Genomic DNA, 24,508 nt, shown 5'->3' on the forward strand with positions numbered 1-24,508 from the left:
TATACCACAAAATCGCACATGTTACTCGACAAAAATCGCATAGAAAAAGCCGCAAGAACCGTCAGTTCAAGCGGCTTTTTGCCTATTTTATGAGTGGGATAGGGAGATGTCCTCACATTTATGTGAGGGGCTCTTGCGCTTTATTCCTCCGCAGCACCGTCCTCTTCGTCATCACTTTCGGCGATCCAGGCCACCGACACGACCTCTTCGCCTTTGCCGGTGTTGAACACTTTCACACCACCCGCCGAGCGCGAGCGGAAGGAGATACCTTCGACCGGGCAGCGGATGGATTGGCCTTTCGAGGTGGCGAGCATGATTTGGTCTTCGATGCCGACCGGGAAGGAGGCCACAAGTGCCCCGCCGCGCATGGCTTTGTCCATCGCTGTCACCCCCATGCCGCCGCGTCCGCGAACCGGATACCCATGCGAAGAGCTGAGTTTGCCCGTGCCATTTTGCGTGATGGTCACAAGCAGCTCCTCGGCCGCCTTCATTTCCTCGAACCGTTCCATGGAGATCGAGCCTTCTTCAGCCTCTTCCTCATCGTCGGTCGCCTCTACCTCATCGGCACCGGCCATTTGGCGACGCATTTTGAGGTAAGCGGCCCGTTCAGAGGCCTCGGCATCAAAGTGTTTGATCACCGACATCGAGACGACCTCATCGTCCGTGCCCAGCTTGATCCCGCGCACACCGGTCGAGGCGCGCGAGTTGAACACCCGCACATCCGTGACCGGGAACCGGATCGCACGGCCGGAGGAGGTCACCAGCATCACGTCATCATTTTCATCGCAAATCCGGGCGTTGATCAGGCGGGTGCCCTCGTCTTCGCCTTCGAATTTCATCGCGATCTTGCCGTTGGATTTCACATTGGTGAAGTCCGACAGGCGGTTGCGACGCACTGATCCTTTCGAGGTGGCAAAGACGATCTGAAGCCCATCCCAATCCAACTCGTCGCGGTCCACCGGCATGATTGCCGCAATGCCCACACCCGTCGGGATCGGCAGGATGTTGACGATCGGTTTGCCCTTGGCCGTCCGGCCACCCAGCGGCAAGCGCCAAGTTTTCAACTTATAGGCCATGCCGTCATCGGTGAAGAACAGCAACTGGGTGTGGGTGTTGGCGACAAACAGCGTGGTGATCACGTCTTCGTCCTTGGTCGCCATGCCAGACAGGCCCTTGCCACCGCGTTTTTGCGCGCGGTAATCGGCCAGAGGCGTGCGTTTGGCCCAACCGGAGGCGGTGATGGTGACCACCATATCCTCTTTTTCGATCAGGTCTTCGTCTTCCATATCGCCCGACCAATCGACAATCTCGGTGCGGCGCGGCACGGCGAATAGGGTTTTCACCTCAATCAACTCGTTGGAAATGATCTCCATGATCCGCTCACGCGAGGCGAGGATGGCGAGGAAATCTTTGATCTTGCCGGCGAGCTCTTGCAACTCGTCGGTGACCTCTTTGACACCGATCTGGGTCAGGCGTTGCAGCCGCAGATCGAGGATCGCGCGGGCCTGGGTCTCGGACAGGTTATAGGTGCCATCGTCGTTCATCTTATGGCTCGGATCGTCGATCAAGCGGATGTAATCAGCGATGTCCATCGCGGGCCAGCGACGTTCCATCAATTTCGCCCGCGCCTCAGCCGCATCTGCAGAGGATCGGATGGTGGCGACGACTTCGTCGACATTGGTCACAGCCACGGCCAAACCACAGAGGATATGGGCGCGGTCGCGGGCTTTGCGCAGTTCAAACGCGGTGCGGCGCGCCACCACTTCTTCGCGGAAGGTGATGAAATGCTCCAAGAACTGGCGCAGGGTCATTTGTTCCGGGCGGCCACCATTGAGCGCCAGCATGTTACAGCCAAACGAGGTTTGCAGCGGGGTAAAGCGGAACAATTGGTTCAGCACCACCTCCGGCGTCGCATCGCGTTTCAGCTCGACCACAACCCGCACACCGACACGGTCGGATTCGTCTTGGACATGGGCGATGCCTTCGACGCGCTTGTCCCGCACCAGCTCGGCGATTTTTTCGATCATCGTCGCCTTGTTGACCTGATAGGGGATCTCATCGACGATGATGGCGTAGCGGTCTTTGCGGATCTCTTCGACGCGGGTCTTGGCGCGGATCACTACGGAGCCACGGCCCTCAAGATAGGCTTTGCGCGCGCCAGAGCGGCCCAAAATCATCGCGCCCGTCGGGAAATCGGGCGCAGGCACGATTTCCATCAACCGCTCGGAGGACACGTCAGGGTTTTCGATCAAGGCCAAGGTGGCGTCGATCACTTCGCCCAGGTTGTGCGGCGGGATGTTGGTGGCCATGCCGACGGCGATCCCGCCCGCACCATTGACCAGCATGTTCGGGAACCGCGCCGGAAGCACAGTGGGTTCGCGGTCTTTGCCGTCATAGTTCAGGGTGAAATCGACGGTGTCTTTGTCAATATCGGCCAAAAGATAGGCGGCCGGTTTGTCCATCCGCACTTCGGTGTAGCGCATCGCCGCGGCGGCATCGCCATCCATCGAGCCAAAGTTCCCCTGACCATCGAGCAAGGGCAGGGACATCGAAAACGGCTGTGCCATCCGCACAAGGGCGTCATAGATCGCGCTATCACCATGCGGGTGATATTTCCCCATCGTATCGCCGACAGACCGCGCCGATTTACGATAAGATTTGTCGTGGGTGTTGCCCGCCTCATGCATCGCAAACAGGATGCGGCGGTGAACGGGCTTCAACCCGTCGCGCAAATCCGGGATCGCGCGACTGACGATCACGCTCATCGCGTAATCGAGGTAGGAGCTTTTCATCTCCTGGGTGATGGAAATCTTCGGCCCGTCCCATGCCATCGGCACGCGTGGGGTTTCTTCTTCGTTTTCAGGGGTTTCTGGAGTGTCGCTCACGGTGTCCGCCTGTTGTTTGGTGCGATCTATATAATGTCGTTACCTATCTTACATCATACGGGATGTGGGGTGCAATGGGGGAACCGGCGAGGATTTCGCTCGTAGAGGCCCATCTGAGGCCGCGTCCTTGGCAGCCAGATAAAAGGAGTGACAACATATTGTTTTTATAGACAATTAAGCAATTTGTGACAAGCTGAGTCTCAGGGAGAAAAAACACAGGAAACACCCAAGCAACAGGAGAGACCTTGATGGCAACAGCGCAGCAAAACCAGATGAGCGACACCGAGATGATGCTCACGGGATATGGCCTGACTTTGGCGGAATTCACCTACCGAATGCCGGATCACCAAAGTGTGTTGAATACGTTTTCGTGGCAGCTTTACGATCTTGCGCCGGATTATCCGAAATTGTTCAAATTCATCGCGTTTTGGCATGAGACCATCGAGGGCCCGTTACACCATGTGCGTTTTACCCATCGCAAATTGATCTCACCGGGCGAATGGCGCAATTGCGTCGGTGAATTTACCATTCATTGAATGAGGTTCATTGAAAAACCGCGCGCGGCGGGGCACGATCCGTCGCGGCTCAAAACCGCTTCAACAGCTTTTTAAGCGGTGTGGTGGCATCGCCGGTGTAGGAGGCTTCTGACACCTGACGAAACCGATCCCGCAGCGCTTCGGCGCGCAGATCGGCCAAAGGCCCACCCACCCGCTTGCGACTGCGGCGCGCGGTGGGAAAGGGGACCACAGAGGGACGAAGGGGCTTTGTCTGTTTCATGATCCCAAGATTTGCACAAAGCGCGGCGATTTCAATCCTGAAAACGCATTTGTGAGCGCTGTTTCGGCAAAAAATGGCGGGACGGTTAAAACTGCATCCGTGTGAAAGCCGGGTTTAACCTGCCGCCGCGCCAGACCACCACTCAGCGCGGCTTTGTCCACGCCATGATCCAAAGCGCCATAAACACCAGCGAGAACAAGAAATTCCAGCCCGCCATGGTGATGCCAAGCCCCCATGTGTCCCAAACGATCTCGTCACAAAGCACAAGTTTCGCCGCCCCCGCAGAGGGCAAAAGATCCATACCGGAGAGGCCAGACAGGCCTGGGCCAGACGAGGTGCAGGAGCTTGGACCGGGCCACCAGCCCTGTTCGACACCGGCGTGAAACAGGCCAAGGCCTGAGGAGACCACCATCACCAGCGCGCCCAAAACCAGCAAAAGCCGCAGGCGGGTCGCCAGAAACAGCGCGCCGATGACAATGACAATGGCATGGGGCCAGCGTTGCCACAGGCACATCGCGCAGGGCGCATAGCCCATGGCCTGAAACACAAACGCCCCCAAAAGGATCGACAGCGATCCCAGCGCGGCCAAAAGGGCCAAATGCAGGCGGGTGAGGCGGGAAATCAAAGCTATCATAGGAATTTCACCGCGTAAAAACCGCCCACAAGCAGGAGGATGAGCACGGTGAACACCGCTCCCAATCGCCGCTCGATAAAGTCGCGGATCGGATCGCCAAATTTCCACAACAGGGCGGCGACGACGAAAAACCGGAATGAACGTGCGACAATCGAGGCGACGATAAACACCGGCAAGGACAGTTGGGTGGTGCCCGACAAGATGGTGATCACCTTATAGGGGAAGGGGGTGACGCCCGCGATCAACACGGCCCATGCGCCCCATTCATTGTATTTGACGGCGAATTCGTCGAAATAGGCGTCTTTGCCATAGAATTCCAACACCGGGCGACCAATGGTTTCAAAGGCGCCAAAGCCGATCCAATAGCCCAACATCCCACCCAAAACCGAGGCCAAAGTGGCGATCCCGGCGATTTTGAACGCATCTTTTGGGCGCGCCACGATCAGCGGAATCATCAAAATATCTGGTGGGATTGGAAAGACCGAGCTCTCGACAAAGGCAACGACGGCCAAAGCCCAAAGCGCATGCGGCTTTCCGCCAAAGACATCGTCCAATTGTACAACCGCTTTAGCATGCGCCGAAAATCCCCGCTTGTTCTCGGTCTATAGGCCTCATTCTGCCCCAAGGGTCAAGCATATGCCGGGTGCTTTCGGCTTGTCGGACGGACGGGTGACGTTATTGTGAGCACAGTTTTGATTTTGGCCGAGGGTGAGTGATGAAATGGCAAGGACGGCGCGGGTCGCGCAACATTGAGGATCGGCGGTCCATGAGTGGCGGCAAGGCCGTGGGCGGGATCGGCGGCTTGGGCCTGATCGCGGTTGTGGTGATCGGCTATTTCCTCGGCATCGACGTCACGCCGCTGCTCGAAGGGGCAGGGGGCATCAGTCCCCAAACCCAGAGCACCCAAATCACCGCCGCCGATGAAGAGGCGGCGCAATTCGTCTCCGTCACCTTGGCCGACACCGAAGAGATTTGGACCGGAGTCTTTGCCGATCAATTGAACGCGCGCTATGAGCCGCCGATTCTGGTGCTCTATAAAGGCGTGACCCAAAGCCCCTGTGGCTCTGCCTCTGGGGCGACCGGGCCGTTTTATTGCCCCTCGGATCAAAAAGTCTACCTCGACACAGATTTCTTCACCACGATGAGCCGCACACTGGGCGCGAAGGGCGATTTTGCCGCCGCTTACGTGGTCGCGCATGAAGTGGCGCATCATGTCCAGAACGAATTGGGCATTTTGGGACAGGCCAATGCCTACCGTGCGCAAGTCTCGGAGGACAAAAGCAACGCCGTCTCGGTGATGATTGAACTTCAGGCCGATTGCTATTCAGGGATTTGGGCGAAAAAGGCCGATGAGGCCTTTGGGTCGATTGAGCATGGCGACATTCGCGAGGCGTTGAATGCGGCCAAACAAATCGGTGATGACACATTGCAAAAGAATGCCGGACGCGTGCCGCAGCCGCACACCTTTACTCATGGCACCTCCGAGCAGCGCCAAACCTGGTTTGCGACCGGCTATAAAACCGGGGATTTGGCCTCTTGTGACACTTTTTCTGCCGATCGGTTATAAATCTGACAAATCCCTCTTGTCGTCGCCCGCGAGCTTCGATAAATGCCCTTTACCGCGACGATGTGCGCGGAACTTTTGCCCGTGTGGTGGAATTGGTAGACACAGGGGATTCAAAATCCCCCGCTGTAACAGGCTTGGCGGTTCGAGTCCGCCCACGGGTACCATTATTAAAAGAGGTGACTACCAAGTCCTCTTTTAGCAGACAGTGATCAAACCAGTTTAATCCCTCTCCCCGCTCCCAAGCCACAAATGTCATTTTGTGTATCGCTCCGGGATGACACGCCTTTGCGTGTAGCAGGACAAACCGCATTCTGTTTGCGTCCGGATTGGAGGCGGGCGGTGCCCTTTCATCACTGGAAACGCGCCCCGGTGCCGATTCTGATTCCTGCCAAACCCGCAAACAGTGCCCAAAACAGGCCAAAGGTTCCCAAACCGAGCCACGGGCGTTAGGCTGAGTTCAGTGAGCTGCGAATCGAGACCTTGGGGGTTGGGGTGATACTATTGCCCATATTTGACCTTCAATTCAGCCATATTGACCACAAGGTTGCGCCTTTAGGGCAATATGACTGCAATCACTCCTGTATTCTGGCTTTATAACCAAACAAAACTTCAGGGATCTCTCATGAAAAACACCACAGTTCTCGGCGCATTTGGCGCTTTGGCCCTTTTGGGCGCCACTTTGGCCACGCCAGCCGCCGCCGATAAACTCGATGACGTTTTGGGCTCGGGCAAGCTGCGCTGCGCCGTTGTGCTCGACTTCCCGCCCATGGGCTACCGTGACGCCAACAACGAACCGGCCGGCATGGATGTGGACATCTGTAAAGATCTCGCAAGCCGCATGGGCGTTGATGCCGAAGTCGTCGGCGTCACCTGGGCCGAACGTATTCCGTCGCTGATCTCTGGCCGCACCGATGTGGCGATTGCCTCCTCTTCGGACTCGCTTGAGCGCGCCCAGACCGTGGGTTTCACCATCCCCTACATGGTGTTCCAGTTCCAATCCCTGCTGCCCGCAGATTCCGAGATCACCGAATGGGACCAGTTGAAAGACGCCAATGTCGGTGTCGCGGTTGGCACAACCTATGAATCCGAACTGACCGATTACAGCGCCGCCAACTGGCCGGATGGCAAAGGCAAGATCACCACCTTCCAAGCCGAAAACGACACCTATCTTGCCGTGTCCCAAGGCCGCGTCGAAGCGGGCATTGCCACAGACACCGCCATCGCCAACATTCTGCAATCGGACAGCTTTTCCAACCTCAAAGCCGGTCCCGTGGCCCCCTTTGGCGCGGATATCGTTGGCTTTATGACCGAGCGTAACGAATTTGGCTGGATCAACTACCTGAACCTCTACATCAACCATGCGTACCGCGACGGCACGCTCGGTGATCTCTATGAGACACATATCGGCGGCGAAATGCCTGACCTGACGACCGTTGGCGTTTATTATTAAACCCTGAAGTACGTTTAACCTTGGCGGCGGCAGGCACCCCCTGTCGCCGTCCAACTTATGGGTCATTTGGATGGATTATCAATTCCACTGGCGACCAGTTATTCAGGCTCTTCCCGATCTTCTGAAAGCCTCTCTGGTCACACTTCAGGTCTCTCTTATCGCGATGGCACTTGGCCTGATGATCGGCCTTGTGCTCTATTTCTTTCGGGCCAGCCAACTGCGCGTTCTGCGCGGGTTTGGCTCCACCTGGGTCGAAATTGCGCGCAACACGCCCTCTCTGTTCCAGATTTTCGTGTTTTATTGGGGCCTTGGCGAATTCGGTATTTTTCTCAGCTCCTATACGGCGGTGGTTGCCGCGCTGACCTTCAACTGTGCGGGCTATATGGCCGAGACCTATCGCGGCGGCTTTAATGCCGTGAACCCCGGTCAAGACAAAGCCGCGCGCACGTTGGGGATGACCCGGTTTCAATCCATGCGCTATGTGGTGTTGCCGCAGGTGTTGCGTGCGATTTACGGGCCGATGACCAACCAGTTCACTTGGGTCATTCTGGCCTCCTCTTTGGGGATGCTGGCGGGTCTGCGCGAATTGTCGGGCGAGACGCAATATTTCAACTCACGCACCTTCCGCACCTTTGAATTCTTCGCCGCCACCGCCGTGATCTACTATCTGATCGCCAAAATGGCGCTTCTGTTGATGGCCCTTCTTGGACGGCCCTTGTTCAAAGCGGAAAGGGCAAAGTCATGACCGATGTCTTTACCACGCTGCAATGGAGCGATCTGATCTTCCTGCTGGAAGGGGCTTGGAAAACCATCCAAATTTCTGTCGTCTCCATCCTTTTGGGCACCCTGTTGGGTATGGTCTTCGGCTGGCTGATGTCGCTGAACAACAAGTTGATCACCTTCGCGGTCATGGCCGTGCTGGACGTGTTCCGCTCGGTGCCTTTGCTGATCCAATTGATCCTGTTTGACAGTTTCGTGGCGATCGCGGGCTTTCCGTTGCCGGCATTTTGGTCGGGTACGATCGTGTTGATCATCTACACCGCCTCGCTTGTGGCTGTGGTTGTACACTCGGGCATCGACGCCGTGCCTCCGGGTCTGCGCGCCGCCGCGCGGTGTTTGGGGATGAGTTATTGGCAGGAAATGCGCCATGTGACCACGCCCGTGGGCCTGCGCACGGCGTTTCCGTCCTGGCTTGGAGTGGCACTGGCGACCATCAAAGACTCCGCTCTGGTCTCGGCCATCGGCTATGTCGAATTGCTGCGCGCCTCGCAAATCCTCAACACCCGCACCCAAGAGTCGGTCAAAATCATGCTGCTGGTCGGCCTGATCTACTTTATCATCTCCTACCCGCTGTCGCGATTGGGCGCACGTTACGAACAGAGGCAAAAATCATGATCGTACTGGAAAACCTGCACAAATCCTTTGGCCCTCTGGAAGTTCTCAAAGGCATCAACCTGACCGTGGACAAGGGCGAGGTCGTTTCACTGATCGGCGCGTCTGGATCGGGCAAGTCCACGCTGCTTTATTGCATCAACGCGCTTGAAACCATTGATGGCGGCAAGGTCACCGTCGATGGGGTGGATGTGCATGCCAAAGGCACCGACATCAACAAGCTGCGCCAGAAATTGGGCACGGTGTTTCAGCAATGGAACTCGTTCCCGCATCTGACCGCACTTGAAAACGTCGCCCTCGCGCCGCGTGTGGTGTCGAAATTCAGCCGTAAAGACGCGCAGGAGATCGCCGCCAAGCAACTCACCCATGTTGGTCTCGGCGACAAGCTCAACCACTACCCGTCGCAGCTTTCGGGCGGTCAGCAACAGCGTTTGGCGATTGCCCGTGCGCTGGCGATGGAACCGACCTACATGTTGTTTGACGAGGCCACCTCGGCGCTTGACCCGGAGTTGGTGGGCGAGGTGCTCGACATCATGCGGATGCTGGCCTCTGAGGGGATGACGATGATTGTTGTGACCCATGAGATGAGCTTTGCCCGAGATGTTTCTGATCGCGTTGCTTTTTTCAAGAAAGGCGTTTTGGCCGAAATCGGTGCGCCGGAAGATGTGATGAACAATCCCCAAGACCCCGATCTGCAACGGTTCCTCTCGACCATCGGCTAATCGCCTCAGATCGCACAGCCAAAAAACCGCCGTTCCTTACACAGGAGCGGCGGTTTTTTCGTGCGTGAGATGTAACTAAATATAACCCCGCACCGTGGTTCGGGCGCGGGGGAAACGTGTTTGGTGCTGCGGCGGAGTGCTGCGGTTCTTATCCGGCCAAAAGGGCGGCGTTGCCGCCCGCCGCCGTGGTGTCGACGCACATGTGCCGTTCATGGACGACATGGGCCGCGTCGGGCAGGGCGGTGATCAGCGGCAAAATTGCCCCGTCGCGCAGAGACAGCGCCTCGGCATAGGCGCGGGGATCGTCGCCCCAATAGATCGCGCCGTCAAAGCCCGAAACTGTGGTCAAAGCGGCGGGGTCTATCGTGCCCTTGACCGCAACGGCAACCCCGCCCAAGGCCTCAACGGCGGCGATTTGTGCGTCAACGGCCGCCTGTCCCGGTCCCATGCACAGGATCGGTGCGCGCGCATAGGTGCGCAGGGTGTTGGCCTCGCCGGTCGGCCCCGGCATCTCGGTGGCCGACAAGAGCGCGCCGCCATGAGTTTTGGCAAGTGAAGTCTTGGCCAGCGCCGCTTTAAGCGCCTCCAGATCACAGGGCGTTTCCCAAACACCCGCCTCGGGCGCGGCCTGTGGTTTGATAAATCGGGTCAGGTAGCTCGGCCCGCCCGCTTTCGGTCCGGTGCCCGAAAGCCCTTCGCCGCCAAAGGGTTGGCTGCCAACGATGGCACCGATTTGGTTGCGGTTCACATAAAGATTGCCGACATGAATGCCATCCGCAATCTCTTGCACCCGCGTGTCGATCCGCGTGTGCAGACCAAAGGTCAGACCAAAACCGCGCGCGTTTACATCCGCAATCACCTTGTTCAACTCATGCGCCTTAAAGGTGGCGACATGCAGCACGGGCCCAAAAATCTCCCGCTCCAGATCGGCAATGCCGCTGACCTTCAACAGGGTCGGGGCAACGAACAGCCCAGAGGTCGGCGCATCGACGCGATGGAGCAGTGCGCCCTTGGCCTCGTTTGCGGCAATATAGGCATTGATGCTGTCATAGGCAGCTTGGTTGATGACGGGGCCAACATCGGTGGTCAATGCCCAGGGATTGCCGATGCAAAGCTCGTCCATCGCGCCTTTGAGCATGTCGATGAAATGCGGGGCGATGTCCTCTTGGACATAGAGACAGCGCAACGCCGAACAGCGTTGGCCCGCCGATTGGAACGCCGAGGCCACGATGTCGCGCACGGCTTGTTCCGGCAGGGCGGTCGAGTCGACCAGCATGGCATTCAACCCGCCGGTTTCCGCGATCAACGGTGCGCCCGGGTCCATATGGGTCGCCATGGCGCGGCGGATGGATTGGGCGGTGGCGGTCGAGCCGGTGAACACCACGCCGCCCACGCGCGCATCCGAGGTCAGCGTGCGCCCCACGGTGGAACCCAGCCCGGTGATCAGTTGCAGAGCGGCTTTCGGCACGCCCGCCTCATGCAGCAATGACACGGCGATGCTGGCAATCACGGGTGTGGCTTCGGCGGGTTTGGCGATGACGCCATTGCCAACCGCCAAAGCCGCGCCAATTTGACCGGAGAAAATCGCCAGAGGGAAGTTCCACGGGCTGATCGCGGTGAAAATCCCGCGTGCATCCATCCTGTCGCCGCGCATTTCGGCCTGACCGGCGTAATAGCGCAGGAAATCAACCGCTTCGCGCAGTTCGCCAACGCAATCGGCCAAGGTTTTGCCCGCCTCACGCGCCAAAGTGGCAAAGATCAAACCGGCATTGGCCTCATAGAGATCGGCGGCGCGGCGCAGCACCTGCGCACGCTCAGATACGGGCGCGTCCCAGGTCGTCGCATCCTCGATGGCGCACAGGGCGGTGGCCTCGTCGGCCTCCAAAACCGTACTCACAACCTCACCCGTGGCCGGATTCACAACATCGCAAGTCGTGCCTGTGGCCGGGCGCAGGGTGATCGGCCCGGCCTCGGGCAGGGGCACATTACGGGCGGCGTCAATCTCCGCCAGAGTGGCCTCATCCGAGAGATCAAAGCCCTTGGAATTGGTCCGGCCTTCGGTGGCAAACAAGTCCCTCGGAGCGCGCAGACCGGACGGGGCGGTGGCGGTGGCCAGCGCGGCGAACGGATCGGCGGCGATCTCTTCCGGGCTGACGTCTTCGTCCACCAATTGGTTCACAAAGGACGAGTTCGCGCCGTTTTCAAGCAGGCGGCGGACGAGATAGGCCAACAAATCGCGATGCGCGCCAACCGGGGCGTAGATCCGGCAGCGGTTTTTTTCGTCCTTGATGACAACATCATGTAGCTGCTCGCCCATACCATGCAGCCGCTGGAATTCAAACGGACGGCCCTCGGCCATGTCCAAAATCGCCGCGACGGAATGGGCGTTATGGGTGGCGAATTGCGGATAGATCCGATCCGAATAACCAAACAATTTGCGCGCATTGGCGATGTAGCTGACATCGGTCGCGGTCTTGTTGGTGAACAGCGGGAAATCGTCGAGACCTTCGACCTGCGCCCGTTTCATTTCGGTGTCCCAATAGGCGCCTTTGACCAGACGGACCATGATTTTGCGATCCAGATGCGTGGCCAGCGCGTTGAGCCAGTCAATCGTCTGACCGGCGCGTTTGCCATAGGCTTGCACAACCACGCCAAAGCCATTCCAGCCCGCGAGATCGTCGCTCATCAGCACCGCTTCGATCACTTTGAGCGAGAGGACCAAACGGTCCTGTTCTTCGGCGTCGATGTTCAGGCCGATCCCGGCCTGTTTCGCCTGCACCGAGAGATCATGCACGATCGGCACCAGCTCGGCCATCACGCGCGGCTCTTGGGCGACCTGATAGCGCGGGTGCAAGGCGGAGAGTTTGATCGAGATGCCGGGATTGGTTTCAACCGAGCCGTGAGTGGCGGCCTTGGCAATGCTTTTGATCGCATCGCTGTAGGATTTGGCATAGCGCGTGGCGTCGGCTTTCGTCATCGCGGCCTCGCCCAACATGTCGTAGCTATAGGTGTAGCCCTGTTTTTCACGCTCACGGGCGCGCTCCAGCGCCTTGTCGATGGTCTGACCCAAAACGAACTGACGGCCCATCTGTTTCATTGCCTGACCCACGGCGACGCGGATCACCGGCTCGCCCACACGTTTGATCGCCGCGCGCAACACACGCGCCACGCCCGGATCGCGTTCGTCCAACACCCGGCCGGTGAGCATCAAAGCCCATGTCGAGGCATTGACCAGCGGAGAGGAGGCTTCGCCAATGTGTTTCGACCAATCGGAGGGGGCAATTTTATCCTCGATCAGCGCGTCGATGGTTGTGGCATCCGGCACGCGCAACATCGCTTCGGCCAGACACATCAACGCCACGCCCTCCTGGGTTGAGAGGCCATATTCCGCGAGGAATTTTTCCATCAAGCCGGGGTTGGCCTCGGCCCGAATGCGGCGAATGTAACCTGCCGCCCGGTTCGAAATCGCCACGCGTTCCGGCTCCGTCAGGGCGCCCTGTTGCATGAGGTCTTTCAAAACATCCTGTTCAGGAGCAATTTTGGCGTGCCCTGAAAACGTGTCGAATTTATGATCGAACATGGTCCACTCCGGAATTTGTTTCACCCTGAATATCTGCGTTCCTCTGGTCGTTGCGTCCAAAAGAGGGTATTGATGCAGGTAAATCGGACAAAAACACCCCACAAAAAGGACGAATAATGATTATCGACGACGCTGACCGCAAAATCCTGCGCGAATTGCAACACAACGCCCGGATTCCAGTGACAGAATTGGCCAAACGGGTTGGACTTTCGAAAACACCCGTGGCCGCGCGGATCAAGAACATGGAAGAGGCGGGGCTGATCTCGGCCTACCGCGCCGTTGTCTCGCCACTCAAACTCGGGTTGAGCCATGTCACATTTGTCGAGGTGCGCATGTCCGACACCCGTGAATCTGCGCTCAAGAAATTCAATGAGGCGGTCAAACTCGTGCCCGAAATCGAGGAATGCTACATGATCGCGGGAGGGTTTGATTATCTCGTCAAAGTGCGCGCCCATGATATAAACCATTATCGTCAAGTGATGGGAGATAAAATTTCGGCGCTGCCCTTTGTCAATTCGACCTCAACCCATGTGGCGATGGAGGCCATCATCGAACCGTCCGAAATCGTGATCTAAATGCCTTCTGCTCCAGGCGAGTCGGAGATTTGTAGCATTTACCAAGATGTTAAGCCGCTGTTGCCGCCAGGCTTTCGTCACAGTGATTCGAAGAGGTTCAATGTTATTGTTTTCACTTTTGCCCTATTTCAAAGCAATCGCGACCATTGGTTCCATTTCGAGACTGGCGATCTAGAAATGGGTTAAAATTGAGGCAGGATAAAGGCGGTGTCCGTTGGGGATGTTGACTTAAGGTTAATCAGCGTCAGACGGGCTACATCTTGTAGGGCAATAACGAATTTAGAACATTGAATATAAATAATAAAAAAATCAATTTCGCGCAAAAACCGCAGCTAAATCCATGCCCAACTCGCGTGAGAATAGGCCAATTTCGCCGCGTGATTTGCGGCACTTTTCCAAGACAGGACAATTTTTCGCCCATTTTCCCCGTTTGCACAGCCACCTTTTTGACATATCCATAAGAGGCCCAACTGGGGGGCAACATAAGGCCACGGGGGCGGCTGCGTTAAGTTTCGAAGTCCGGGAAGGGCATCGGCTTGCGTGTCCGATGTGGTACATGGATCGTTCATTCGATCTGCTGCTGCGTGTGACGATTGCGAGTTTTGCCATCGAAGTGATGGCTATGTCTTCTCGACCTTTACAGCATTAATGCAGACGCTTTGGTCTTGTGTTTATGGGACTCATCCGGGCAACCGGTCGCGTTATTTTTCCGTTCTTGTCGAGCGGTGGTGAAGGAATGAGAAGATGACATATACGCATGACGATTGCGATCCAAAAGATCCAACTCCGACAACGCCGACCCCGATTGCAGGGACTGTTGATGGGACCGCAGGTGACGATTATATCGACGTCGCTTACACTGGAGATCCTGAAGGCGATGTTATTGATGGGGCAGATGGCCTGAATGATATTGTCTATGCGGGCGGCGGTGATGACACCGTGCTGGGTGGCGAAGGCAATGACACCATTTATGGTGACACAGGCGTAACAACCACCACATCCACCGAAACATTCTCTTGGGCTGACATCAAAGATCAGGATTGGTGTGGCCTTGGCACCGTCGACAATGGCGATGACCTCGAAGGTCTGACGCTGACCCAAAACACCGGCAATGTCACAGTGACGGTCACCACCCCGGACACCTATGACACATGGCACGCCAGCAACATTGGCGTGGATTCGAATTTCTCCACCAACACGGTCAACGTCGATGGGGTCGATGGCGCAGACGCTCACTCCTCCCTCGCGTCCAACGCGGCGGCGGGAGAAGTCGGCACCTATGACATGTCCTTCTCTGACGATGTGCAAAACGTCACCTTCAACATCTCCGACATCGACGCCAATCTCGGTCAGGTGACCGTGATCGCCTATGACGCGGACGGCAATGAAATCCCGGTCACGTTTGACATCGGCTCTGACCTGATCCTCTCGGGCAATACGGTCACCGCCGAGGACACCGACAACGTGTCACCTTCCGCCGACAGCAACACCGTTACGGTGAGCATCGCGGGCCCGGTGGCCTCGCTTCAGATCATCCACACCAATCCGGGCACGGGCGTGTCGGGCATTCATATTTCTGACGTGACCTTTGATGCCGTTTCCGGCACCGAGCTGACCGAAGGGGCAGGCGACGACACCTTGATTGGCGGCGCAGGCGATGACGTGATCTTTGGCCAAGGTGGCAATGACACGTTGCAAGGCGACGAAGGCACCAACACGCTGGACGGCGGCGCAGGCGACGACACCTTTATCGGTGGCGCCGGTGCGGACACGTTCACCGGCGGTGCAGGTCAGGACAACATTGATTATTCCGGTTCAGACGCGGCGGTGAATGTCGACCTGTCGACCTCGACGCTCTCTGGTGGTGACGCTGAAAACGACACCGTTTCCAGCGGTATCGACGGCGTGATCGGCTCTGACTATGACGACACCCTGACCGGCTTTGATCATCAGGGCACCGATCCGTCCGACACATATACCAATGAATTCTGGGGCATGGGTGGCGATGATACCATCTCCGGCGGTGGCGGCGACGACTACCTCGATGGGGGCGACGGCGTTGATCATATCGAAGGCGGCGACGGCGACGACATCATCGTCGGCGGCGACATCGGCAGCCCGGATCGCGGCTACCCGGGCGTTTTCCCGGGCGATTCTGACACCACCAATGACATGGACACGCTGCTGGGCGGCGCGGGCAATGACACGATTTCGGGTGGCGATGACAATGATTACATTGACGGCGGTGCCGACAATGACACCATCGACGGCGGCTTTGACGATGACACCATTTTGGGTGGCTCCGGTGACGACTTTATCGTCGGTGGCGAAGGCTCCGATACGATCGACGGCGGCGAGGGCAATGACATCATCTATGGTGGTCTTGCACCCGGCTTCCCGGACAGCCTGAACATCCCCGATGACGAAGGCGATCTTGTCACCGACAACGGCCAGGACGTGATCCATGGCGGTGCGGGCAACGACACGATCTACGGTCAAGACGACGATGACCTGATCTATGGCGATGCGGGTGACGACACCATCTATGGCGGCATTGACGACGACACCATCCATGCTGGCGCGGGCCATGACATTGTCGATGGTGGCGCAGATCAGGATACGATCTACGGCGGTGGTGACAATGACGTCCTCTCCGGCGGCGATGACGAAGATACGATCTATGTCACTTTTGATGATGTCACATCTGGCGTTTACAACACCACGGTGCATGGTGGCGATGGCGGTGTCGATTGGGATACGCTTGATCTGTCTGCCTTGTTGTCCGATGGATGGGTGATCACCCACGACGTGCAAAACCCGGACTCCGATGGCAACGGCTTTGACGGCCAGATCCAACTCTACAATGCCGGTACGGACTCCTACGCCAACATCAACTACACCAACATCGAGGAAATCATCCCTTGCTTCACGCCGGGGACGCTGCTTGCGACACCCAAAGGCGAAGTCGCGGTGGAAACCCTCACAGTGGGCGACAAAGTCATCACCCGCGACAACGGTCTTCAGGCGATCCAGTGGATCGGCAAGAAATCCCTGTCCGGTGCCGATCTGGCGGCCCGTCGTGCATTGATGCCAGTGATGATCCGTCAGGGCGCACTTGGTGCCGGTCTGCCGGAGCGCGACATGATGGTGTCTCCAAACCACCGCATGTTGGTTTCCAATGAAAAAGCCGCGCTTTTGTTTGACGAGCACGAAGTTCTCGTGGCGGCCAAACACCTGACCCGCTTGGACGGTGTCGAGGTGATCGACGCGGCTGAGGTGACCTATATCCACGTCATGTTCGAGCGCCACGAAGTGGTCCTCTCGGACGGGACATGGTCGGAAAGCTTCCAGCCGGGCGATTACACCCTTGCCGGAATTGGCGAAGAGGCCCGTCAGGAAATCTTTGCACTCTTCCCGGAATTGCAAGACGTGTCGGCCCGCGGTGGATTTACCGCTGCGCGTCGCATTCTTCGCAAACACGAAGCCGAACTTTTGGTCTCCTGATCCAAATTTAAAGCGTCACGCCTTTAACCTGAGGCAGGGGAAAGGCGTGACGCTTAAAAAACGCTCTCCCGGCGTTGGTGACACGTTCACCTGCGCCGGGAACCTCGGTGGCCACAGGGGCTGGGCCACCAGAGGATTATCTATAGCCTTGGCTGATCTGCGTTGTCTTGCGTATCACATCAACGCTTTTCCGGTTTCACGGCCTCACTCCGCACCAAAACCACGCCCGAGCGCTTTCCATCCGACAAAAGCAAGCATAAACGCGCCCAGAGCGGCGACCAAAATCGGCATCATGACAGCCGTGTCACGGGCCACAACGCTCTGCACGCCACGCGCAATCAATCCCGACAAAATCAGCCCAATCGGCATCATGCCCCAGGCGAACAACCGATAGAGACTGTTGACCCGGCCCAAAAGCGCGTCAGGAATGGCGCGCTGTCGATAGGACACGGAGACCGTGTTCCAAATCAGTCCGAAAAATTCAAAGAGTGCCAATGTCAGACCCAAACTCACCGGACCGGGCACGTATGCGATGGCGAGAAAGATCGGGGCAGAGGCCAACAACGCCAATTGTGCCGACCGGCTTGGCCCAAACAGGCGGATGATCGGACCTCCAAGCCACCCGCCCAAGATGCCGCCCACGGCCCCCGAGGCCAAAATCAGCCCGTAAACCTGTGCGTTTAAGCCCAGGTTGTCCTGAACATGCAGCACCAGCGCAATCATCATCATATGAAACAGCAAATTCCAAAACCCGGTGATCCACGCAAGCGTGCGCAACAGCGGGGCGGCGCGCAAAAAGGCCACGCCTTCTTTGAACTCCGCGCGCCAATCGCGGGCGCGCGTGCCCGCCGCGCGAAACGCTCCCTTGATCCTCAACATAAGAAAAATGGCGGCAAAATAGCTGATCGCATTCAAAAGAAACGGCGCGGGCAGGGCAAAGCCAATCAACATCGCGCCCAAAGCTGGCCCAATCAACGCATTGCCAATCAGTTCCACACTCCAAAGTCGGCCGTTTGCGGTTTCAAGTTCGGCATGTGGCACGAGCGTCGGCAACATGGTTTGGGCCGCATTGTCGCGAAACACTTCGGCGACACCGACCACGCTGGCCCCGCACAGAAGCGCACAGAACAGCCAAAGGTTGGAGATGCCGTTGACGGGTGCGGGCGCAAGGGGGAGGGCGAAGACAATCGCCACGCCCACCGCCAAAAATGCCAGCGCGCGCAGTGCGTCCATCTGTAAAATCAACACCCGCCGATCGGCGCGATCGGTGATGATCCCCGCCGGAATGGCACAGAGCGCCCAAGGCAAGCGCAGGGCCACGGGCACCAAGGCGATCCAGACCGGATCACGGGTCAACAGTGACGCGAGCCAAGCCCAAGCCACCGTCGCAATGCCATCGGCCAAATTGGTCAGGCCACTGGCGAGGATAAAGCGATGGAGCGGGCGAAAGGTCATTGGGGGGCCAAATTGATTTAAAAAAACTGCGCCAGACCTCACATCTGACGCCAATCTTCCAGCGTATTCATGTCCCAAGTCGCCGCCTCGGACGGCATTTCCACCCGTTTGGCACCGTATTTTGCAATCAAATCCTGCGCGCCATGATCGCCCGTGAGGGCCTCAAATTTGGGCAAAAGGGACGTCGGAAAGATCACCGGATGACCATCGCGCCCGCTTTGGCTCATCGCGCGCACAATCTGCGTACCCTCAAAGGTTTCAAAGAGCACAACCAAGGTTTCCAAATGCGCAGCGGTGATAAAGGGCAGATCGGCCAGCATCACTATCAACCCGTTATAGCCACCCGAAATCGCCGCTTGGGCCAGAGATTTGAGCGTGGCGGACAGGCCCTCATTGGCCTGTTCCACACAGATAAAATCATCGCTCGGGCGCAAGATCGCCCGGCGCGCGTTAAAATACGGATGGGAGTCGGGCGGCAAAGCGACCAAAATATCATGACCCTTCGCCGCCGTGATGGCCCGGCGCAAAAGCGTGTCGGGGGCATGTAGGGACGGCGGGGTCGACAGCTTGTCAAACCCCATCCGAGATGAATTCCCAGCCGCACAAAGTCCCGCAAGCAAGCGCATTTTGAGCCCCTATTTTGGCCGACCTATTTTTCTGGCAACAACCCGCGCGGTGAAAACCGCAGCACGACCAAAAGGATCACGCCCATGGTCAAATAGCGCATATAGGCCACGCGTTCGATCAATCCAGCCTTAAACGCCGAGCCATCGTCCATACCCGAGGTGATCACATTAACGATCCATGCACCAATTGGCTCGACCTCGATCCACAGGAACCAAATCAACATGCCGCCCAAAACCGCGCCCCAATTGTTGCCCGATCCGCCGACAATCACCATGACCCAAACGAGGAAGGTGTAGCGCAGCGGTTGGTAGGTGGTGGGGGTGAGCTGACCGTCGAGCGTGGTCATCATCGCGCCCGCAACGCCGATGATCGCGGCCCCCAGCACGAAGATTTGCAAGTGCCTCCCGGTGACGTTTTTGCCCATGGCTTCGGCGGCGACCTCGTTGTCACGGATCGCGCGCATCATCCGCCCCCAGGGGCTTTTGAGCGCCAATTCCATTGCCGTGACGATCAGAATGATCACGGCCAGAAACAGCAAGGCATAGAGAAGTTTGACGAAAATCGACGAGCCTGTGGTTGGGTCCATGCCGAACCGGGTCATCATGTCCAAAAACCATTGCGCGTTTTGCAGGTCGATTTCATTCGGGACAGGACGGGGCAACCCGTTGACGTTTTTGACGCCGCGCGACAGCCAATCTTCGTTTTTCATCACCGCAAGGATAATCTCGCGATGCCCAATGTGGCGATGGCCAGATAATCAGAGCGCAGTCCCAGTGCGGTTTTGGCCACAAGCCAAGCCGCGCCCGCCGCCAAGATCCCGCCCACAGGCCAGGCCAGCATGACAGGCAAGCCCAGCCCGCCAAGATAGCCGGAGACCGCCGGATCAACCGCTTCAATCGCGGCAACCGCCGGGTCCAACAGGAAGCGGAACAGGAAGAAACCAGCCACCAAAAAGGCGGTCAAAACCAAACCGCGCGTCCGGCCCTTTGGCATCTTTTTCCACAACACGGCAGCACCCGCGATGATCGCGACACCGACCACAAGCGCGGCGACGATGCGTCCGCCGCCCGCAGACCACGCGGCCGGGACCGGGGGCATCGAGGTCAGCACAACGGCCAAGCCACCCAAGGCGACAAAGCCCATGACGCCGACGTTAAACAGCCCCGCATAGCCCCATTGCAGGTTCACCCCCAAGGCCATGATCGCCGAGATCAGCCCCATGTTGAGGATGGACAGCGCGGAGTTCCACGATTGCAACAGGCCAACCGCCGAGATCAGCAGCGCCATCGCCAAGAAATACTGGGGTGCTCTCGATTTTTTCATGTCGGGTTTTGTCATATCGATTGCCCCTTAAAGAGACCCGTGGGTTTGAACAACAGCACGATGATCAGGATGGCGAAGGAGACGGCGAATTTGTAATCTGTCGACAGAAGCTGCACCAAACCGTCTGGGCTCCAACTGTCCGGGCTGAGATAGGTGATCACCTTTTTGAAGGCGTAGGTCAGGGTCACCTCGGAAAAGGCAATGACAAACCCGCCCGCAATCGCGCCCAGTGGATTGCCGATGCCACCGACGATGGCGGCGGCGAAGACCGGCAAGAGAAGCTGTTGATAAATAAAGGGTTTGAACGATTTGTCCAAACCGTAAAGCGCACCCGCGATGGTGGCGAGAGCTGCGACCAAGAGCCATGTGATCGTCACCACGCGCTCCGGGTTGATGCCCGACAAAAGCGCCAAATCTTCGTTATCCGAGAAGGCGCGCATGGATTTCCCGGTGCGGGTTTTGTTCAAAAACCAAAACAACGCGGCCACAGTGATCAGGGCGACGACGACGGTGATCACTTGGGTGGTTTTGATCGCAAGACCTTCGTCCAAGCCCGACCAGGCCTTGAAATCGCGGGCATTTACCAAGAAGCGTGCGCCATCGGCAAAGCGGCGGTCTTCTGTGCCCACGACCATGCGCACGACGCCGTTCATGACAAACATCACCCCGGTGGAGACGATCACCAACATGACCGGGGCGGCTTTGACTTTACGGTAGAACTTGTAGACCACGCGGTCGGTGGTCAAAAGCAACAGCGCCGTGACCGCTATGCCAAAGGGCAGGGCGAGAAGGGCGGTTGGCAGCGGCCCAAGAGAAATGCCCCAGCTTTGGAACAGCGCCGTGACCAGCACAACCACCATCGCGCCAAAGGACATGGTTTCGCCATGGGCAAAGTTTGAGAACCGCAGCACGCCGTAGATCAGCGTCACGCCCAAAGCCCCCAGCGCAAGCTGCGCGCCGTAAGCTGTGGCAGGGATAAGGACAAAATTGGCGAAGGCCACGAGGGCGTTGAGGATATCCATCTGTTAGCCCCCCAAGAATGTGCGGCGGACTTCGGGGTTGGCCAAAAGGGCGGCCCCCGTGTCGGTATAAGCATTGGCGCCTTGGACAAGGACATAGCCTTTATCCGCGATTTCAAGCGCTTGGCGGGCGTTTTGTTCGACCATGAGGATGGAAATCCCGGTGCGGGCGACCTCGATGATCCGATCAAACAGCTCGTCCATCACGATGGGGGACACGCCTGCGGTCGGTTCATCGAGCATCAACAATTTCGGTTGGGTCATCAGCGCACGACCGACAGCGACCTGTTGGCGTTGACCACCAGAGAGTTCGCCTGCGTTCTGGTTGCGCTTGTCTTTCACCGCCGGAAACAGCTCATAGACCTGTTCAATCGTCTCTTCGATGTCATCATTGCGAATGAACGCGCCCATTTCCAAATTCTCGCGTACCGTCATGGTCGGGAAAATATTGTGGGTCTGTGGCACAAAGCCCATGCCTTTGTAGACGCGCTCTTGGGGGGACAATTGGGTGATGTCTTCGCCGCCCAGATGCACATGGCCCTCGCGCAGGTTCAACATGCCAAACACCGCCTTCATTGCGGTGGATTTGCCCGCGCCATTAGGGCCAACGATGACGGCAATCTCGCCTTTTTGCACGGTCAGGGTACAGCCGTGCAGAATATCCGCGCCGGAGCCATAGCCGCCGCGCATCTCGCTTGCGTGGAGGAATGTCATTGCGCGCCCTCCGGTTTCTTGTTTTTCACGCCGGTGCCCAAATAGGCCTCGATCACCGCCTCATCGCTCATGATCTCGCTTGCCGTGCCCGTCGCCATCACTTTACCCTCGGCCATCACAATGACAGGATCGCAAAGCTGTTTGATGAACTCCATGTCGTGCTCAATCATGCAAAATGTATAACCGCGCTCCACGTTGAGCCGTTTGATCGCATCGCCAATGGTGTACAACAGCGTACGGTTGACGCCCGCGCCGACCTCATCGAGAAACACCATTTTGGCATCAACCATCATCGTGCGGCCCAGCTCCAAAAGCTTTTTCTGACCGCCGGAAATCTCGCCCGCTTTCAAATCCGCGATATGGGAAATGGTCAGAAACTCAAGGACTTCATCGGCCTTTTCGCGCAGGGCGCGTTCCTCGGCGGCGATCTGTTTGCGCTTAAACCACGCATTGACCAGCGTCTCGCCGGTTTGCCCCGCAGGCACCATCATCAGGTTCTCGCGCACCGTCATGCTTGAGAACTCATGCGCGATCTGGAACGTGCGCAAAATGCCCTTGGCAAAAAGGTGGTGCGGTTTGAGCCCGGTGATGTCCTCACCGTCAAACAAAACCTGTCCAGAGGTGGGGGTCAAAACCCCGGCGATGCAATTGAAAAGCGACGTTTTTCCCGCGCCATTGGGCCCGATGAGCCCGGTGATCGTGCCTTGCTCAAGCGTAAGCGAAGCCCCGTCCACTGCACGAAAACCGCCGAAATGCATGTGCAGATCACGCACTTCGATCATATGGTGTATCCCCGTTTTTGATCCGGCTGTTAAGCGAATGGGACCGGATAAGAAATATGGCCCGGAGCGTCAAGTGACAGATCTCCGGGCCATATCAGATGTTGCGTTTAGCGGATCGAAACGGTTTCAAACCCGCCGTCTTTGATCGTGTAATAGCGGTAGGAGCCAGCGGCCTCGCCCGGTCCGATCAATTCCACATTGGTTGCGCCGACATAGTTGATGTCGCCACCCTCGGAGAGGATTTTGAGCGCCTTGTCCAATTCGCCCGGCAAGATCGGCTCGCCCGGTGCGTTGGCCACGTCCAAGACGTTGGCCGCCACGGCTTCTTTGGTTGCCGCACCGCCTTTGGCCATGGCCAAAGCGATCAAAGCGCCCGCGTCATAGGATTCGCGGGTGTAAGCGGAGGAGACGTTGATGCCCGCCGCTTCACCCAAAGCGTTGAATGCGTCGGTGCCCGCACCTTCGGCCCATGGCACGATCCCGATGGAGCCTTCGACCACGTCACCCAGATCCGCGATCAGGCTGTCGCCGTACATGCCGTCGCCCAAAAGGAACATGTCAAACGCGCCGGTGTCAGCGGAGGCTTGGATGATGCCTTTGCCGCCTTGGTCGACATAGCCCAACACGACAAGCATTTCGCCACCAGCAGAGGCCAGTGCGGCGATTTCGGCGGAATAGTCGGCTTTGCCGTCTTCATGCGAGGTGTTGATGGTGATTTCGCCATCATAAGAGGCCTCGAACGCATCGGAGAGGCCTTTGCCGTAATCGGAGTTGGTGTAGGTCACCGCCACCGATGTGATGCCTTTTTCTTCCAAAACATCTGCCAAAACAGCGCCTTGGCGCGCGTCAGACGGCGAGGTGCGGAAGAACAGGTCATTGTCTTCGACCGTGGTCAGACCCGGCGAGGTGGCAGAGGGAGAGATCATCACCACGCCATTCGGCACAGCCACGTTGGACAAGACCGCGCCGGTCACGCCGGAACAATCCGCACCCATGATGGCCACGATACCGTCAGAGGTGATCAAACGCTCGGCAGCCGCAGAAGCCGCGGCGGCGTCCACACAGGTGCTGTCGGCGCGCACGGGGGTGATGGTCGAACCGTCCAGAAACATCCCGCTGTCGCTGATTTCTTTAAAGGCCAATTCCGCACTTGCGGCCATGTCGGGGGTCAGCGATTCAATCGGGCCCGTGTAGCCAAGGATCACGCCGACCTTGACCTCTTCTGCGAAGGCCGCAGCGGAGAAAAGGGTTGCGGCGGTGGACGCCAAAAGCAGCTTCTTCATATGGTATACTCCCTGTTTTTTCGTAGTCTGGGGCGAAGACTAGAACGGCTTTTACCAATTGGAAAGATATGCCGTTGGGTTTGAGGATCAGAAATCAAGCCAATGCCCAAAAAGACGTGATGTCGCGAAAAAATCGTCCGCTTTTGGCAAGGATTTAGGGGAAAGGCGGGAGATAAGGCGACTCATTGCGCTGTTGTCACCCCAAATGCCGTAGCCCTG

Annotated in this window: 18 protein-coding genes, 1 tRNA gene and 2 pseudogenes; 9 read left to right on the forward strand and 12 right to left on the reverse strand. The window is 57.7% G+C overall.

Annotated features, from left to right (window positions below; translation table 11 throughout):
* Window positions 1-140: 140 nt before the first annotated feature.
* Complete coding sequence (gene gyrA / locus C8029_RS04645; RefSeq protein ID WP_009571901.1) at window positions 141-2,885, reverse strand: DNA gyrase subunit A; 2,745 nt, start codon at window positions 2,883-2,885, stop codon at window positions 141-143.
* Between the two features lie 248 nt (window positions 2,886-3,133).
* Between gyrA and C8029_RS04650 the strand changes: the two genes are divergently transcribed.
* Complete coding sequence (locus C8029_RS04650) at window positions 3,134-3,421, forward strand: usg protein (protein ID WP_009571902.1); 288 nt, start codon at window positions 3,134-3,136, stop codon at window positions 3,419-3,421.
* A 49-nt stretch (window positions 3,422-3,470) separates the two neighbouring features.
* Here C8029_RS04650 and C8029_RS04655 read toward each other — a convergent pair whose 3' ends face one another.
* The 3 genes and pseudogenes from C8029_RS04655 to C8029_RS04665 form a co-directional block, all read right to left on the reverse strand.
* A complete protein-coding gene (locus tag C8029_RS04655) occupies window positions 3,471-3,662 on the reverse strand; it encodes a hypothetical protein (RefSeq protein ID WP_009571903.1) in 192 nt (63 codons plus the stop codon).
* A gap of 142 nt (window positions 3,663-3,804) precedes the next feature.
* Entirely contained in the window at window positions 3,805-4,296 is a 492-nt protein-coding gene (locus tag C8029_RS04660) for a disulfide bond formation protein B (RefSeq protein WP_009571904.1), read from the reverse strand.
* Window positions 4,293-4,870 (reverse strand): annotated as a pseudogene (locus C8029_RS04665) (YqaA family protein). The gene C8029_RS04660 and the pseudogene C8029_RS04665 overlap by 4 nt, the downstream one beginning before the upstream one ends.
* Before the next feature lie 141 nt (window positions 4,871-5,011).
* On the opposite strand from C8029_RS04665, the gene ypfJ reads away from it, so the two are divergent.
* The 6 genes from ypfJ (at window position 5,012) to C8029_RS04695 (ending at window position 9,427) form a co-directional block, all read left to right on the forward strand.
* Window positions 5,012-5,863, forward strand: a complete 852-nt coding sequence (ypfJ, locus tag C8029_RS04670; protein WP_152002374.1) for a KPN_02809 family neutral zinc metallopeptidase — start codon at window positions 5,012-5,014, stop codon at window positions 5,861-5,863.
* Between the two features lie 77 nt (window positions 5,864-5,940).
* Window positions 5,941-6,027: transfer RNA gene (locus C8029_RS04675), tRNA-Leu, on the forward strand.
* Between the two features lie 458 nt (window positions 6,028-6,485).
* A complete protein-coding gene (locus C8029_RS04680) occupies window positions 6,486-7,313 on the forward strand; it encodes a transporter substrate-binding domain-containing protein (RefSeq protein ID WP_009571907.1) in 828 nt (275 codons plus the stop codon).
* Between the two features lie 70 nt (window positions 7,314-7,383).
* Complete coding sequence (locus tag C8029_RS04685) at window positions 7,384-8,058, forward strand: amino acid ABC transporter permease (RefSeq protein WP_009571908.1); 675 nt, start codon at window positions 7,384-7,386, stop codon at window positions 8,056-8,058.
* Complete coding sequence (locus C8029_RS04690; RefSeq protein ID WP_009571909.1) at window positions 8,055-8,708, forward strand: amino acid ABC transporter permease; 654 nt, start codon at window positions 8,055-8,057, stop codon at window positions 8,706-8,708. The genes C8029_RS04685 and C8029_RS04690 overlap by 4 nt, the downstream gene beginning before the upstream one ends.
* Complete coding sequence (locus C8029_RS04695; RefSeq protein ID WP_009571910.1) at window positions 8,705-9,427, forward strand: amino acid ABC transporter ATP-binding protein; 723 nt, start codon at window positions 8,705-8,707, stop codon at window positions 9,425-9,427. The genes C8029_RS04690 and C8029_RS04695 overlap by 4 nt, the downstream gene beginning before the upstream one ends.
* A gap of 148 nt (window positions 9,428-9,575) precedes the next feature.
* Here the strand turns inward: C8029_RS04695 and putA are convergent, their stop codons facing one another.
* The gene (gene putA, locus C8029_RS04700; RefSeq protein ID WP_193217589.1) at window positions 9,576-13,007 is read right to left on the reverse strand and encodes a bifunctional proline dehydrogenase/L-glutamate gamma-semialdehyde dehydrogenase PutA; all 3,432 of its coding nucleotides are present in this window, start codon (window positions 13,005-13,007) and stop codon (window positions 9,576-9,578) included.
* A gap of 116 nt (window positions 13,008-13,123) precedes the next feature.
* Here putA and C8029_RS04705 point away from each other — a divergent pair, with 116 nt between their 5' ends.
* Together C8029_RS04705 and C8029_RS04710 are read left to right on the forward strand one after the other, a co-directional pair.
* Entirely contained in the window at window positions 13,124-13,582 is a 459-nt protein-coding gene (locus C8029_RS04705; protein ID WP_009571912.1) for an Lrp/AsnC family transcriptional regulator, read from the forward strand.
* Between the two features lie 744 nt (window positions 13,583-14,326).
* The gene (locus tag C8029_RS04710) at window positions 14,327-17,086 is read left to right on the forward strand and encodes a Hint domain-containing protein (RefSeq protein ID WP_152002376.1); all 2,760 of its coding nucleotides are present in this window, start codon (window positions 14,327-14,329) and stop codon (window positions 17,084-17,086) included.
* 204 nt (window positions 17,087-17,290) lie between these two features.
* On the opposite strand, the gene C8029_RS04715 is transcribed toward C8029_RS04710, so the two are convergent.
* The 7 genes and pseudogenes from C8029_RS04715 to C8029_RS04745 all read right to left on the reverse strand — a co-directional run bounded on the left by C8029_RS04715 (window position 17,291) and on the right by C8029_RS04745 (window position 24,289).
* A complete protein-coding gene (locus C8029_RS04715; protein ID WP_152002377.1) occupies window positions 17,291-18,541 on the reverse strand; it encodes an MFS transporter in 1,251 nt (416 codons plus the stop codon).
* Between the two features lie 38 nt (window positions 18,542-18,579).
* A complete protein-coding gene (locus C8029_RS04720) occupies window positions 18,580-19,167 on the reverse strand; it encodes a nucleotidyltransferase family protein (RefSeq protein ID WP_040402118.1) in 588 nt (195 codons plus the stop codon).
* Between the two features lie 23 nt (window positions 19,168-19,190).
* Window positions 19,191-20,491: pseudogene (locus C8029_RS04725) on the reverse strand (branched-chain amino acid ABC transporter permease).
* An 11-nt stretch (window positions 20,492-20,502) separates the two neighbouring features.
* Window positions 20,503-21,513 carry a branched-chain amino acid ABC transporter permease gene (locus C8029_RS04730; protein ID WP_009571917.1) on the reverse strand — a complete coding sequence of 337 codons (1,011 nt, stop codon included), beginning with the start codon at window positions 21,511-21,513 and terminating at the stop codon, window positions 20,503-20,505.
* A 3-nt stretch (window positions 21,514-21,516) separates the two neighbouring features.
* Window positions 21,517-22,224 (reverse strand): ABC transporter ATP-binding protein, encoded by a 708-nt coding sequence (locus C8029_RS04735; protein WP_009571918.1) that lies wholly within the window; start codon window positions 22,222-22,224, stop codon window positions 21,517-21,519.
* The gene (locus tag C8029_RS04740) at window positions 22,221-23,006 is read right to left on the reverse strand and encodes an ABC transporter ATP-binding protein (RefSeq protein WP_009571919.1); all 786 of its coding nucleotides are present in this window, start codon (window positions 23,004-23,006) and stop codon (window positions 22,221-22,223) included. The genes C8029_RS04735 and C8029_RS04740 overlap by 4 nt, the downstream gene beginning before the upstream one ends.
* 107 nt (window positions 23,007-23,113) lie before the next feature.
* Window positions 23,114-24,289 (reverse strand): ABC transporter substrate-binding protein, encoded by a 1,176-nt coding sequence (locus C8029_RS04745; protein ID WP_152002378.1) that lies wholly within the window; start codon window positions 24,287-24,289, stop codon window positions 23,114-23,116.
* Between the last annotated feature and the right edge of the window lie 219 nt (window positions 24,290-24,508).

It is taken from the genome of Roseobacter sp. TSBP12, from assembly GCF_009129705.1.
Lineage (GTDB): Bacteria > Pseudomonadota > Alphaproteobacteria > Rhodobacterales > Rhodobacteraceae > Celeribacter > Celeribacter baekdonensis_A.